Source organism: Pseudarthrobacter sp. TE3704 (assembly GCF_056279405.1).
In genome coordinates, this window is sequence record NZ_JBWCCJ010000008.1 from 56771 (window position 1) to 69718 (window position 12948).

General features: G+C 66.1%; 15 protein-coding genes. 8 read left to right on the plus strand and 7 right to left on the minus strand.

Going from position 1 to position 12948, the window contains the following annotated elements:
- Positions 1 to 17: 17 nt before the first annotated feature.
- Together ACZ9BC_RS19090 and ACZ9BC_RS19095 are read left to right on the plus strand one after the other, a co-directional pair.
- Positions 18 to 1151, plus strand: coding sequence for an acyl-CoA dehydrogenase family protein (locus ACZ9BC_RS19090; RefSeq protein WP_476247453.1), 1134 nt, complete (start codon positions 18 to 20; stop codon positions 1149 to 1151).
- A 152-nt stretch (positions 1152 to 1303) separates the two neighbouring features.
- On the plus strand, positions 1304 to 2293 hold the full coding sequence (locus tag ACZ9BC_RS19095; RefSeq protein WP_476247310.1) for an SDR family oxidoreductase: 990 nt from the start codon (positions 1304 to 1306) through the stop codon (positions 2291 to 2293).
- A 57-nt stretch (positions 2294 to 2350) separates the two neighbouring features.
- On the opposite strand, the gene ACZ9BC_RS19100 is transcribed toward ACZ9BC_RS19095, so the two are convergent.
- The 5 genes from ACZ9BC_RS19100 to ACZ9BC_RS19120 form a co-directional block, all read right to left on the minus strand.
- Positions 2351 to 3136, minus strand: a complete 786-nt coding sequence (locus ACZ9BC_RS19100) for a MerR family transcriptional regulator (protein ID WP_476247311.1) — start codon at positions 3134 to 3136, stop codon at positions 2351 to 2353.
- An 83-nt stretch (positions 3137 to 3219) separates the two neighbouring features.
- Positions 3220 to 3570 carry a hypothetical protein gene (locus ACZ9BC_RS19105; protein WP_476247312.1) on the minus strand — a complete coding sequence of 117 codons (351 nt, stop codon included), beginning with the start codon at positions 3568 to 3570 and terminating at the stop codon, positions 3220 to 3222.
- Positions 3571 to 3703: 133 nt separating this feature from the next.
- Positions 3704 to 3907: a cold-shock protein gene (locus ACZ9BC_RS19110; RefSeq protein ID WP_013599688.1), complete on the minus strand. Its 204-nt coding sequence runs from the start codon at positions 3905 to 3907 to the stop codon at positions 3704 to 3706.
- Positions 3908 to 4039: 132 nt separating this feature from the next.
- Positions 4040 to 4666 (minus strand): response regulator, encoded by a 627-nt coding sequence (locus ACZ9BC_RS19115; protein ID WP_476247313.1) that lies wholly within the window; start codon positions 4664 to 4666, stop codon positions 4040 to 4042.
- On the minus strand, positions 4663 to 5895 hold the full coding sequence (locus ACZ9BC_RS19120) for a sensor histidine kinase (protein ID WP_476247314.1): 1233 nt from the start codon (positions 5893 to 5895) through the stop codon (positions 4663 to 4665). Before ACZ9BC_RS19120 ends, ACZ9BC_RS19115 begins: the two co-directional genes overlap by 4 nt.
- A 198-nt stretch (positions 5896 to 6093) precedes the next feature.
- Here ACZ9BC_RS19120 and ACZ9BC_RS19125 point away from each other — a divergent pair, with 198 nt between their 5' ends.
- Together ACZ9BC_RS19125 and ACZ9BC_RS19130 are read left to right on the plus strand one after the other, a co-directional pair.
- Positions 6094 to 6663 (plus strand): GlcG/HbpS family heme-binding protein, encoded by a 570-nt coding sequence (locus ACZ9BC_RS19125; protein ID WP_476247315.1) that lies wholly within the window; start codon positions 6094 to 6096, stop codon positions 6661 to 6663.
- A 9-nt stretch (positions 6664 to 6672) separates the two neighbouring features.
- Positions 6673 to 7392, plus strand: coding sequence for an ankyrin repeat domain-containing protein (locus ACZ9BC_RS19130; RefSeq protein ID WP_476247316.1), 720 nt, complete (start codon positions 6673 to 6675; stop codon positions 7390 to 7392).
- Positions 7393 to 7840: 448 nt separating this feature from the next.
- Here ACZ9BC_RS19130 and nadE read toward each other — a convergent pair whose 3' ends face one another.
- The gene (gene nadE, locus ACZ9BC_RS19135) at positions 7841 to 8695 is read right to left on the minus strand and encodes an ammonia-dependent NAD(+) synthetase (protein WP_079598440.1); all 855 of its coding nucleotides are present in this window, start codon (positions 8693 to 8695) and stop codon (positions 7841 to 7843) included.
- Between the two features lie 74 nt (positions 8696 to 8769).
- Between nadE and pyrE the strand changes: the two genes are divergently transcribed.
- The 4 genes from pyrE (at position 8770) to ACZ9BC_RS19155 (ending at position 12075) form a co-directional block, all read left to right on the plus strand.
- The gene (pyrE, locus tag ACZ9BC_RS19140) at positions 8770 to 9354 is read left to right on the plus strand and encodes an orotate phosphoribosyltransferase (protein WP_476247317.1); all 585 of its coding nucleotides are present in this window, start codon (positions 8770 to 8772) and stop codon (positions 9352 to 9354) included.
- Between the two features lie 135 nt (positions 9355 to 9489).
- Positions 9490 to 10257: a GAF and ANTAR domain-containing protein gene (locus tag ACZ9BC_RS19145; protein WP_476247318.1), complete on the plus strand. Its 768-nt coding sequence runs from the start codon at positions 9490 to 9492 to the stop codon at positions 10255 to 10257.
- Between the two features lie 84 nt (positions 10258 to 10341).
- The gene (locus ACZ9BC_RS19150; RefSeq protein WP_476247319.1) at positions 10342 to 10965 is read left to right on the plus strand and encodes a hypothetical protein; all 624 of its coding nucleotides are present in this window, start codon (positions 10342 to 10344) and stop codon (positions 10963 to 10965) included.
- 69 nt (positions 10966 to 11034) lie between these two features.
- Positions 11035 to 12075, plus strand: coding sequence for an alpha/beta fold hydrolase (locus ACZ9BC_RS19155; protein ID WP_476247320.1), 1041 nt, complete (start codon positions 11035 to 11037; stop codon positions 12073 to 12075).
- On the opposite strand, the gene ACZ9BC_RS19160 is transcribed toward ACZ9BC_RS19155, so the two are convergent.
- Entirely contained in the window at positions 12072 to 12902 is an 831-nt protein-coding gene (locus tag ACZ9BC_RS19160) for an HAD-IIA family hydrolase (protein WP_476247321.1), read from the minus strand. The two genes, ACZ9BC_RS19155 and ACZ9BC_RS19160, sit on opposite strands and share 4 nt — an antisense overlap.
- Between the last annotated feature and the right edge of the window lie 46 nt (positions 12903 to 12948).

The following is a 12948-nucleotide window of genomic DNA, read 5'->3' on the forward strand; positions in this document are numbered from 1 at the left end:
TTCCCGATGCGGACCTGATGCACGTCGTGGAGCTCCTGCCGCCTGCGGAGCGGGAACGGTATGCCCGCATCCGGGAGTTCCTCCAGGGGTCCGTCCGCCAGGCATCCATCGAATACTGGAACCGCGAGGAATTTCCCTTCGGCCTGCTGGCGGACATGGGCAGGCATGGGCTGGGCGCCCTGCAGGTGGACGGCAGTTCGGCCCTGTTCAAAGGGCTGATGTACGTGGAGCTGGCCCGCGCTGATGTATCCCTCTCGGCCCTGGCCGGCATCCATAACGAGCTGATTGTCGGCATGGTCAGCCAGCTGGGATCCGACGAGCAGAGGCGCCGCTGGCTGCCCGGCCTCAGGAGCTTCGCCCAGCTGGGGGCCTTCGCCCTGACGGAGCCCGGCCACGGCTCGGACATCTCCAGGGGGCTGGAGGCTTCCGCCCGGCGGGCAGGGTCCGAATGGATCCTGAACGGGGAAAAACGCTGGATCGGTGCCGGAACCATCGCCGACTTCGCGCTGGTGTGGGCCCGGGACGAGGCAGACCAGGCCATCAAGGGCTTCATCGTGGAGACCGACCGTCCCGGCTACTTGGCCACCAAGATCTCCAACAAAATCGGGCTGCGCATCATGCAAAACGCCGACATCGTGCTGGAGGATGTCCGGATTCCGGCTGCCAACCTGCTCCCGGGAGCTGCCGACTTTGCTTCGGCCAACGGGCTGCTGCGGGATTCGCGTGCCTGGGTGGGGTGGCAGGCGGCGGGGATCCAGCTGGCGGCCTTCGATGTTGCCCGGGAGTATGCGCTGGAGCGCCGTCAGTTCGGCAAGCCACTGGCGGGATTCCAGCTGGTCCAGCAGCAGCTTGCGGACATCCTGGGCAACGCCTCGGCATCGCTCTCGCTTATGGTGCAGCTGGCACGGATCCAGGCTGATGGCACGCTGGAGATGGCGCAGGCCGCCATGGCAAAAGCCACCACCACCCGCCTCGCCCGTTCCTCCGTGGCGATGGGCCGCTCGCTGCTGGGTGGCAACGGCATCAGCAGCGACTACGAAATGGCCAAGCTGTTCGGGGACGCCGAAATCCTCTACACCTACGAAGGCAGCTACGAGATCAACTCGCTTCTGGTTGGGCGGGCGGTCACCGGCATCTCTGCGTTCACCTGACAGGCTGCGTTCACCTGACAGCCTGCGTTCTCGCGGCGACGTTCCGCCGCCGGCGGAACGTTGTCCCGCAGGCCGTGCCTCGCTAGCATCGAAGAGGTAAGCCTACTTAGTTTTCTGGCTCCACTTCGGTGGGGGTGCGGGAAGGAAGCATGATGCGGGTCAAGGATTCTGTGGTGGTTATTACCGGCGCTTCAAGCGGGATCGGCCGGGCCGCCGCACTTCGCTTCGCGGGCAAGGGTGCGCGGCTGGTGCTGGCTGCCCGCGGTGCGAAAGCCCTCGAAACGGTGGCCAGGGAGTGCAGGAAGCGCGGCGCCAAGGCCATTGCGGTTCCCATCGATGTCACTGATCCTGACGCGGTGGAGGAGCTGGCGGCGCGGGCCGTCCGGGAATTCGGCCGGCTGGATGTTTGGGTCAACAACGCCGCCGTGGGGGCTTTTGGCCGGTTGTCCGAGGTGCCTCCAAAAGAGTTTCAGCGCGTCCTGGACGTCAATATTTCCGGCTATGTCAACGGTGCACGCGCGGCCCTGGCCCGCCAGGCGGCCCAGGGTTCGGGCGTCCTGGTCAATGTCGCCTCGATCGTGGGGGAAATTCCGTTGCCCTACTCCGCCGCGTATTCCATCTCCAAGGCCGCAAACCGTGCCCTCAGCGTCAGCCTGCGTTCGGAGCTGGCGCGCGACGGAGTGTCCGGGGTGAAGGTGTGCAGCGTCCTTCCGGCCACCATTGACACCCCCTTCTACCAGCATGCAGCAAACTACACCGGCCGCCGGGCGGTGGCGATGCCTCCCGTGTATACCCCGGAGCGGGTGGCGAAGGCCGTGGTCAAGGTGGTAACCCACCCGCGCCGCGAGACCGTCGTGGGAGGACTGACCGGACGGCTGCTCGTCCTGCAGCACAGGGTCACTCCTGCTGCGGTCGAAGCCGCCACTGCCCGCCAAGTGGACACGAGCCAGCTTTCCCGGCGGCGGCACGCCCCGGTCACTGCCGGAAACCTGCACCAGGCGTCGGAAGCACTTCGGAAGGGAACCGTCCGTGGAAGCTGGGGCGGCGGATGGCGGACTGCCGGGCGCAGGGCCATGGTCGCGGCGGCTCTTGCCGGCGCCGTCGCAGTGGCCGGCAACCGGCTGGCCAGGCCGTCGCGGTAGGGAAACGCCGGCCTGGACCGTGCCTTCAGCCCGCTCCTACTGGTTCCTCCCCGCCTCCTACAGGTTCCTCTCAGCGAAGATGCGCAGGGCATCCCGTACAAAGCCCGCACCCTCCTCACCCCCGTAATTGGCGGCAAAACGGGAGTCGGCAACGTACATGTCCGCGAGTCCGGTGACGTAGCCCTTGGTGTCCCCGCCGTTCTCCGCGGCAGGAGTGCCGGGGATGGATTCCAACCACGCAACGTGGCGCCGGGCGAGGTCCTGGGCTTCGGGGCTCTCCGGGGCTGCGCCCGAACCGGCGGCGGCCAGCCAGTCCTTCCCCAGCTGTTCGGAGCGGGCCTTCCACTCGCGCTTCTCTGCCTCGCCCATTCCCCGCCACCAGGAATCACTCTTCGCATAGGCTTCCTTGCCCCAGCGTTCCTCCACCTCGTCCTTGTACTGCGTGTGGTCGAAGCCGTCGAACATTTTTTCGGCCATGAGTTCGCCTCCTCCTTCTGCTGTTTCGATTGTTTGCCGGACGGACAGGATTTGCCGGGACAGCCTGTCCTGCTCCTGCCGCAACCATTCCAGGTGGCGGGTCAGCGCCTTCACGGCATCCGCCTGCTGGTGGAAGACCTCCGCGATGGCGGGCAGCCCCAGGCCCAGCTCACGGAGGAGCAGGATCCGCTGCAACTGCACCAGGGCACTGCCGTCGTAGTAGCGGTAGCCGTTGCTGCCCACCCGGCTCGGCTTCAGCAACCCGATGTCGTGGTAGTGGCGGAGGGTCCGGCTGGTGGTGCCGGCCATCCTGGCCACGTCCTGGATGGACCAGTCTTTTCCTGTTCCGGTCCCGGTTTCTTCCATGATCCGAGCGTACGGGTTGACGCAGCGTCAAGGTCAAGGGGTGCCAGCGGAGAGGGGCGGCGGGCCCTGTCAGCCGGGGAATGTCAGCCGGCCGGGCGGTTCCGCGGCGTACCCCTCCGGGGCCGGCGGTTCCGGGCCTGGGCCACCAGCCGGCTGAACGCCAGGATGAAAACCGCTTCGATCAGGAGCATCAGGCCCACCAGCAGCCACTGTTCCTCGGAGATGAAGACAATGCAGCCGGTCAACGCCAGGACTGTGCCCAGTGCAAGGGTGTAGGTGGCGAAACCGACGGCAACCCGGGCGCTGCGTACGCCCGTGCGGAAGCCAAAACCCTGGGGTTCACCGCCCGGGTGCCCGGGAACCCGGTCCGGCGCGGCGGGCCCAAGGGAATCGAACTCTTCCCATGGATCCTTGTCCTGGCCTTGTCCGGTCATGCCTCAATTATCCCAAAAAGGCGTCCAGCGTGGGCGGCAGCGAAACCCCGGGACGCAAAACAGCGGCCCCTCCAACATGTGCTGGAGAAGCCGCTGGATGGTTGGCTCCGGCAGCCGCCGGAGTTTCCAAGTCTTAGAGCGGGCGGATGTTCTCTGCCTGCGGGCCCTTGGGGCCCTGGGTCACATCGAATTCGACCTTCTGGTTTTCGTCCAGTGAGCGGTAGCCGCTGCTGGCGATTGCCGAGTAGTGGGCGAAAACGTCAGCGGACCCGTCATCGGGGGCAATGAAGCCAAAACCCTTTTCGGCGTTGAACCATTTAACTGTGCCTGTTGCCATGGCTGCATTCCTTCATGTGACTCTGATTCTCTCTCCGGGTTTTCACCCCGGAGTGTGCGGAGAACGTCCCCCGCTGTCCCCAACGTACGGGGCTGGCGGCCTGCTTGCAAGGGTAAACACGGTTTCACCTGGTCAGCGCATGCCTTCGCGGCGTATTGCCGTCGCAATTGCGGCCGCCCTGGTTTCCACTCCGAGCTTGGCGTAGATGTGCGCGAGATGGGTTTTGACGGTGGCTTCGGAGATGAAAAGGCGCTGGCCCAGTTCGCGGTTGCTGAGGCCTTCGGTGAGGAGGCTGAGCAGTTCGGCTTCCCGGGGCGTCAGGATCTCGTCCGGGTTGCGCAACTGCTGGAACAGCCGGGACGCCACCGGCGGACTCATCACGCTTTTGCCCTGGACGGCGCCGCGGATGGCTGCGAAGATTTCTTCCGGAGCGGCATCCTTCAGCAGGTACCCCATGGCCCCGGCATCCACTGCCCGCACAATGTCCGCATCCGAGTCGTAGGTGGTGAAGACCAGGATCGCCTGCCGGCTGTTGCGTTCCCGGATGCGGCGGATCGCCTCGATGCCGTCCATTCCCGGGCCCATGGCCAGGTCCATGACCACAACGGCGGACGAATGCTCCTGGACCCGTTCGAGGGCTTCCTCGCCGGAGGAGGCCTCCGCCACCACGTCGATATCCGGCTGGGTCCCCAGCAGGGCACGGAGGCCGGTGCGCACCACCAGGTGGTCATCCACCAGCAGTACAGTGATGGCGTTCATGCGCTGTCCTCCGTATCCTGCCGGGCGGCCGGTGCGGGGAGCTGGGCCGCCACGATGGTGCCTTCGCCCGGGGCGCTTTCCACCGAGAAGACGCCGCCCAGTTGCTCCACCCGCTGCCGCATCGCCCGCAGTCCGTAGCCTCCGGCGTCCGACGGCGGTGCTGCCGCCGCCGGATCAAAGCCGGCGCCGTCGTCGTAAATGTCCAGCGTGACGGCCTCGGGGAGGAAGCCGAGGGTCACGGTGGCGGCACCGGCGGAGGCGTGCAGCCTGACATTGGAGGCCGCGCTCTGGACCACCCGCAGCAGCGCGTGGCGGACGTCGGCGGAAACGGGCCGCGGTTCGCCAGTGACCAGGAGCCGGACGTCCGGAACATACTGCCTGGCGGCGAGGAGAAGCGCCTCCGGCAGGGGCGAGGAGTCCAGGCCGGGGGAGGCAAGCTCGTGGACCAGACTCCGGGTTTCGGACAGGTTCCCCCGCAACAATGTGGTGGCCTGCCGGAGGTCAGCCTGGGCGGCGGCGCTTGGCCAGGCCCGTCCCGCAGCCTCAAGCAGGAGCAGGCTGCTCGCCAGTCCCTGCGTGACGGTGTCGTGGATTTCCCGGGAAACCCGTTCGCGTTCGGCGATGGTGCCGGCCCGGCGCTCGCTGGCGGCCAGCTGCCCCTGGGCGCGCGAAACCTCCGCGTGCAGGCGGCGCTGTGCCTCGGCGTCGTGCTGGATGCGGTCATACACCAGGGTCAGCATGAGGCCAACGGCCAGCGGCCCCAGAAGCATGGCAAGGTCGGTGCCGTTGCTCATTTTGAACAGCCCGGCGGCAGTGGCGGCCGCCGTGGTTCCCGCCGCGACGTACGCGGCGGTCCCGGCCAGCGCGCTGCGGCAAAGGAAAAAGAGTGCGAACGAGCACCAGGCAAAGCTCGGCGCCGCGATCACCAGGACCGCCCAGACGGCCACCAGGGCGAACATCCACGCCATCCCGGGCCTGCCGCGGCCGGCGAGCACGGCCACGGCCGCGTACAACAGGGAGGCTGCCGCAGCCAGGCCCAGGATCAGGAGATTGTCTGCGGGGCTGTGCCGCATGACGTAACGGACCACGGATGCCACCAGGAGCACCGCGAAACCGAGATGCACCGCGGTGTCGATGCTGCCCAGCCCGGGGCGGCCTGGGTTCCGGGGGACCGGGTCTGCAGACGCGGCAGCAGCGGCCGGCGCAGCGCCGTGAACTCGGGTGGGCATGGGATGTCCCGTTCTGTGGTGGGGAACGCTCCCTTCCATGCTATTGCCCCCGCCGTTGCAGGGCTCTCAGCCATTTGGCTGATACGCCTGGCCTTTGGTTGGAGCAGTGTCCAGACGAAGGCCCGATGGCAGGCGCCGGTACGGCCGGAAGGATTGATCCGTATCCGCCCTGAAAGTTTGCCGATCCGAGGAGACACCATGAAGAAGTCCCACAAAGCATTTGCCGCAGCAGCCGCCGGCGCACTCGTCCTCACCGCCGGGGCCACTGCGGCCGCCAATGCCGGAACCGGCTCTGCGCCCGTGGCTGTCCCTGCCGTGGACATCGCGCCCGCGCCGGAGACGGTGGTCCAGCAGAACCGCATCAGCGTGGGGGCCTCGGCTACTGCTGTCAGCGCCGCTCTGGCAAAGTGCCAGGCGGACAAGCTTCCCTTTGTCACGGTGGCCCTGGTGGACCGGTTCGGCACTGTCCAGGCCCTGCTCCGGGGTGACAACGCAGCAGAACACACCATCGAGGCCGCCAAGCAGAAGGCGTACACGGCTGCCGCATTCGGTACCCCCACCAGCGAACTCGCCAAGCGGATCAACGGAACCGGCCCCTCGATCGCCGACCTTCCGGGCACGCTCTTCCTGGCCGGCGGTGTTCCGCTGAAGGTCAACGGCGTGTCCGTGGCCGGCATCGGCGTTGGCGGGGCTCCCGACGGCGCCCTCGACGAAGCCTGTGCCATGGCCGGAGCGAACGCGATCCCCGGCGCCGGGACTGCCAAGTAGGCTTCCCGTATGAGGAGCTTGAGGGGTCCGGCTGTGGTGGTCGCCTGCGGGTTTGCGGTGTTCCTCGCAGCGTGCCAGGCACCGCAGGGCGGTCCGCAGGATGTGCCGTCCACGGCAGGTGCACCGAACACGGCATCCACCAGCCAGGCCCCTCCCAGCCGGACACCCGTCCCGGACCCCACGCCATCAGCGCCGGTGCCCGCCACAGTGTCCCCGCCGGCCCTGTCCGCAGAAGAACAGGCGCAGCTGGACCAGGAGCTGATTGCCGCCGCGAAGGCCAACAACGCGCCTCTTGTGAAGGAACTGATCAGCCGTGGCGGTAACGTCAATGCGAAGGATTCAATCCAGGATTCCGCGTTCCTCTATGCCGGCGCTGAAGGATTCAACGAGGTGCTGCAGCTGACGCTGGCTGCGGGTGCGGACGTGGCCAGCATCAACCGCTACGGCGGCACTGCCCTGATTCCAGCCAGCGAACACGGCCACGTGGAAACAGTCCGCATCCTGATCGCCGCGGGAGTTCCGGTCAACCACGTCAACAACCTCGGCTGGACCGCCCTGCAGGAGGCCATCCTCCTGAACGACGGCGGCCCGCGGCAGCAGGAGGTGGTGCGCCTTCTCCTTGAAGCGGGGGCGGACCCGGACATCCGCGATCCCGAAGGGCGGACCGCCCTTCAGAACGCCGAGCGGCTCAGTTTTGGCGAGATCGCGGCGCTGATCCGCAGCCGGTAGCTGAGCGCTGCAGGGCTCCCGTCCTGACCGTCCCGGGGCACATTGGCGCGGACACGCCGTCGAATTGACCCTTCGATGAAGACAGCGGCTCCAAAGTGGCCCATGACGGCGGCGCCCGTCCGGGAATGCGTCCTTACACGGCTACGAGGATGCTGACGTAGTCGGCGACGCCCACGCCGCCCATGTTCTGGACGGCGGCCCGGCGGGGCTGGCAAGCTGCATGTCGCCTGCGGTGCCGGTGAGCTGCATTGCGGCCTGGGCGGCCTGCTGATGGCGGAGGCCCACCGGGTTACCCAGCAGCTGGGCGGGGAAGGAAAGGGGACCGCGGCCCCGCTGAATCTCCCCGCGTTTGCCAGGGAACGACGACGGCGCGCCCACCTTTTCGGTGCGGCGCGCCGTCGTTCGTCCCCAAAAGGTGGGGAATTTCAGCGACCTTCCAGCTGGATTCCTACAGCCCGGCGCGCGGCTCCTCCGGGCCCTCGTGCTTCCACCAGGTGTCGAAAATGCTGACGGGAACGGTGCGCTTGTGCCGGGTGCGCAGGTACTTCTGTTCGATCAGTTCGGCAACGTCATCCGGAACCTCGCGGCCCTCCAGGTAGTCGTCGATCTGGTCGTACGTCAGCCCGAGTTCGTCTTCGTCCGTCCGGCCGGGCCGGTCATCGAGCAGGTCCGCGGTGGGCACCTTTTCCCAGACGCGTGCAGGGGCACCCAGTTCTGCCAGCAGTGCCCGGTTCTGCCGCTTGTTGAGGCCGAACAGCGGAAGGATGTCCGCGCCGCCGTCGCCGTACTTGGTGAAGAAGCCGGTGACGGATTCCGCTCCATGGTCCGTGCCGATCACCAGGTAGTTATGCTCGCCGGCAAGGGCATACTGGGCAATCATCCGGGTGCGGGCCTTGGTGTTGCCCTTATGAAAGTCCGAAATTTCGCTTCCCACGGTCTTCTCGAACTCATCCTCGAAACCGTCCACGGCGGCGGAGATGTTGAACGTCCACTCGGTCTTGGGCTGGATGAAGTCGAGCGCGGCCTGGGCGTCCTCCTCGTCATGCTGCACCCCGTACGGCAAGCGGACAGCAACGAAGTTGGCCTCAACGCCCTCGGCTTCAAGCTCCTCGACCGCCAGCTGGGCAAGCTTTCCGGCAAGGGACGAATCCAATCCGCCGGAAATGCCCAGGACAAAGCCCTTGGTCTGTGTGGCCTTGAGATAGTCCTTGAGGAATCCGACACGTTTGCGCACCTCCCCTGCGGGATCGATCCGGGGCTGCACGCCCATTTCTTCGATGATGGTGGCCTGGAGTTCGCGCATGAGGTCCACACTAGCCAGCCGTGTCAACGGCGCTCAAGCATCCACACTGTCCGGCCGCCACTAAACTGGAACGCATGACTTCCCACAGTGAGACTGCAGTAGACTTTGCAGCCGCCCGCGCCCGCCTGCTCGAACTGATCAAGGAACTCGCCGTGGTCCGCGGCAAGGTGATCCTCTCCAGCGGAGCAGAGGCGGACTACTACATCGACCTCCGCAGGATCACGCTGCACCACGAAGCATCCAAGCTGGTGGGACAGGTAATGCTCGCGCTCGCGGACCAGGCCGGGATCGACTTTGAGTGCGCCGGAGGCCTCACCATGGGCGCGGATCCCGTTGGAACTGCCGTCATGCACGCCGCCGCTGATGCCGGGCGTACCGTTGACGCCTTCGTAGTCCGGAAGGCCCAGAAGTCCTACGGCATGGGGCGCCAGGTGGAAGGCCCCTCCGTGGAGGGCCGCAAGGTGCTGGTCCTGGAGGATACCTCCACTACCGGAGGCTCCGCCCTCACCGCCGTGGAAGGCGTCCGCAAAGCCGGCGGCAATGTGGTGGCTGTCGCCGTGATCGTGGATCGCGATACGGGAGCCAAGGAAAAGATCGAAGCTGAAACCGGTGTGCCCTACCTGTTCGCCTTTGGCAAGGATGAACTGGGCCTTTCGTAGTCTTATTTCTCCGCCGCAGCCGGATCCTTGCCGGTCCGGTTGCGGGGGCCAAGGGCCGGACTTTATTGGATCCGAACTTGAGGGTGGCCTATTATTTGCGTTAACCCCCTTTAGTACCCGTTGGAGAACCTGCCCATGCTCACCCCCGAAAAACCTCTGAGCACCACGGACCAGGTCCAGAACCTCATCCTGGACAGCGCCGATTTCGAGGACTTCCTCAACGAGCTGGCGCGCTTCTCGGCACACCAGATGGCAGGTGACGGAGAAGATGCACTCTGCGGCATCACGCTGCTCCGCGACCGCAAAGCCGCGACCATCGGCTGGAGCAGCGACTCCGCCCGGGAAGTGGACGAGATCCAGTACTCCCTGTCCCAAGGACCGTGCCTGACGGCGGCCAAGGAGGAACGAGAAGTCCACGTTCCGGACCTTTTCGAGGAAAACCGCTGGGGCCCCGATTATGCGAAGGCGGTGGCCTCGCACGGCCTCCGGTCGGTGCTTTCCCTGCCCTTCAACCTCCAGGGCGAAGCCAAAGCGGCACTGAACCTGTACTCGGACGTCCCGCGCAAATTCGACGATCGTGCCACCGCGAGGGCCCGTGGCTACACCCGGGAAATTTCGCAGGCACTGCGGCTGGCGGTGCGGTTCTCGCTGCACACGGACAGTGCCGCGAACCTGCGCGCAACCCTCGAATCCCGGACCACCATCGATATTGCCGTGGGCATCGTGATGGCCCAGAACCGGTGCAGCCAGGAGTCCGCGGTGAACATCCTCACCGAGGCGTCCAGCAACAGCAACACCAAGCTGCGGGACATCGCCAAATCGCTGGTGGATTCCGTGGGCGGCACGGGCACGCGTACTCACTACCAGGAACCGGGCCATAGGCATTCGGGCCAGACGGCCTGACGGACGGGTTGTGCCCGCTCCCGCTGGAGGATACGCTTACCGAGGTTGAGCCGTCGGCCATAGACACCCTTTTTTGGAGTACCTATGGACCGCGCACTGAATGCCATCGTTAACCTCGATGTCCCCGCCGATACCGTCTGGATCGACGTCCGGGGGAGCCTGAACCACGAATCGCGCCCCGACCTTATGCATATCATCCGCCGGGTCAGGCGCATGGGTATCCGTTCCCACGTCAGGGTGGACCTCTCCAACGCCGTGCTGGTGGAGTCCTCTGCCCTTGCCGGGCTGCGGGCGGACCTCAACGCCATGGACTCAAGCGCGCTGCCGGCCCTGCACGGTGCCGGCGTGTCCCTTCACCTCACCCCCGCCACTGACAGCTGGACGTCCCCCCTAGACACGAGCGACACCCGTGTGCAGCCCCTCGTCATCGTTGAGGACGACGTTGCCCTCCCGGGGGCCGGGCACGATGCGCTCCCCGCCGCGCCGGCTGAACCGTTGGAAGAGCTGTTCGGCCGGCCGCTGGCGGAGTACACGGACGAGGAACTCCTCGCGGCCAGCGACTCCCTGTTCGCCATGCTGGACAATCCCAAAGCCTTCGCCGGCCCCGATTTGCTGGGCCGCTACAACGACATAGGCCAGGAACTTTCGAGGCGCCGGCAGGAATCCGAAACACCATTCCCGGCAGCGGAAGGCCAGGCAGCCAGCTGACGCGGCGTCACTGAATGGTTACACCCCGCTTCTTGCGGCGGTGTCTTCGGTTGTGCCTACGGTAGAGGCGTGCCGTATGAGGGGGAGGTAAATCCGCAGGACCGGCGCGGGAGTTCCGCTGCCCGGTTGCTGGCGGAAGCTGCTGCCCTGAAACAGTTCTCGCGGCGCGGTTTCCTCACCGGAGCCGGCGCCTCCGGGCTGCTGGCCGCGGACATGCTGCTCACCCGGCAGGTCCAGTCGCAGCGCCGGACCGACAGGATCCTTACCGTTTCGGACGGTTTCGCGGACCTCTACTACCCGGACGCCAGCTGGTTCCTGTTCCCCGGATACAAGACCAGCTGGGAAGAGGCGCAATGGATCCTCAACTCACTGCGCGGGTCCCTGAATAAGCGGGCGAGGCTTGCCGCCGTCGGCTACTCCAACCAGGGGCTGGACATCGACAGCATCGTGATCGCCCTCATCGAGCACGTCCGGGCCCAGAAAATCACCAAGCTGTTCTTCTACGGGCACAGTTTCGGTGGGATGGTCGCAACCCAGGTAGCCGCCCGGCTGCTGGAGATCCACGGCGTGGAGGTGGAGTTCATCGTGCTCGACTCCAGCCCCTACAGCAAGCACGATGTCCTGGACCAAAGCTGGTTCGACGGCGTGGTGTTCCTTTACGAGCGCGGATTCCGGTTCCCGTCCACCCTCCGTGGCGGCTACGAGCTGGGCGAACGGGTCATCCACAAGGATGAACGCAGCTGGCGCCAGATCCTGGACCAGACGATGGAACAGCTGTCCCCGATCGCGCCGTCCAGCGTGCTCGTCCAGACGGAGTCTGCGTACATCTACCACTTTGAGGGTGCCCGGCTCGCGGGCAAGATCGGCACCGCCAAGATGGCCTACGTCGGCAATCCCCGGGACCGGACCGTCCGCTACCAGACGGCAGCCGAAGCCTGGGCCGTGGCATTCAAGGACAACATGGTGTCGACAGACCTGCAGACCACAGGTGCCGCCCCGGCGCATGCGAGCCCGGGCTGGAACCCCAACATCTACCGGCCCATCCTCGACGAGCTCCTGGACGGGTTCTTCCCGCTGCCCCGAGGCGGGTCCAGGGTGACCGTGTTCTAGATCTGGTTCTTCAGGTCCGCCACGGAATTCAGGACCTGGTTGGGCCGGAACGGGTAGGCACCGATGTCCTCGCGCCGGGTGATGCCGGTCAGGACCAGGACCGTATGCAGCCCGGCCTCCATGCCGGCGATGATGTCCGTGTCCATCCGGTCACCGATCATGGCAGTGGTCTCGGAATGCGCGTCAATCTGGTTCATGGCGGACCGGAACATCATGGGGTTGGGCTTGCCCACCACATAGGGCTCCCGGTCCGTGGCCTTGGTGATCAGTGCGGCGATGGCACCGGTGGCGGGCAGGGGGCCGTCCTTCGACGGGCCGGTGGCATCCGGGTTGGTGGCAATGAAGCGGGCGCCGGCCAGGATGAGGCGGATGGCGGTGGTGATGGCCTCGAAGGAATACGTGCGCGTTTCGCCGAGCACCACGAAGTCCGGGTCCTGGTCGGTGAGGATGAAGCCTGCCTCATGCAGCGCCGTCGTCAGTCCTGCCTCGCCAATGGTGTAGGCGCGGTTGCCCGATCCTGAACCCTGCACCTGGTCCTTCAGGAACTGGGCGGTGGCCAGGGCGGAGGTCCAGATGTTCTCCTCAGGTACTTCCAGTCCGGAAGCGCGGAGCCGGGCGGCAAGGTCACGCGGCGTGAAGATGGAGTTGTTGGTAAGCACCAGGAACCGCTTGGACGTGTCTACCCACCGCTGGATGAGCTCTGCGGCCCCGGGCACCGCCTGGTTCTCGTGGACCAGCACGCCGTCCATGTCCGTCAGCCAGCACTCGATGTCCTGGCCGCTGCGGTAGACCGCCGGGTTTCCTCTGACCGTGTCCGCTTCTGCCATGTTTTTCTCCTCCAGGTTCATCTGCCGGTTGCGGATCCCAGTCTTT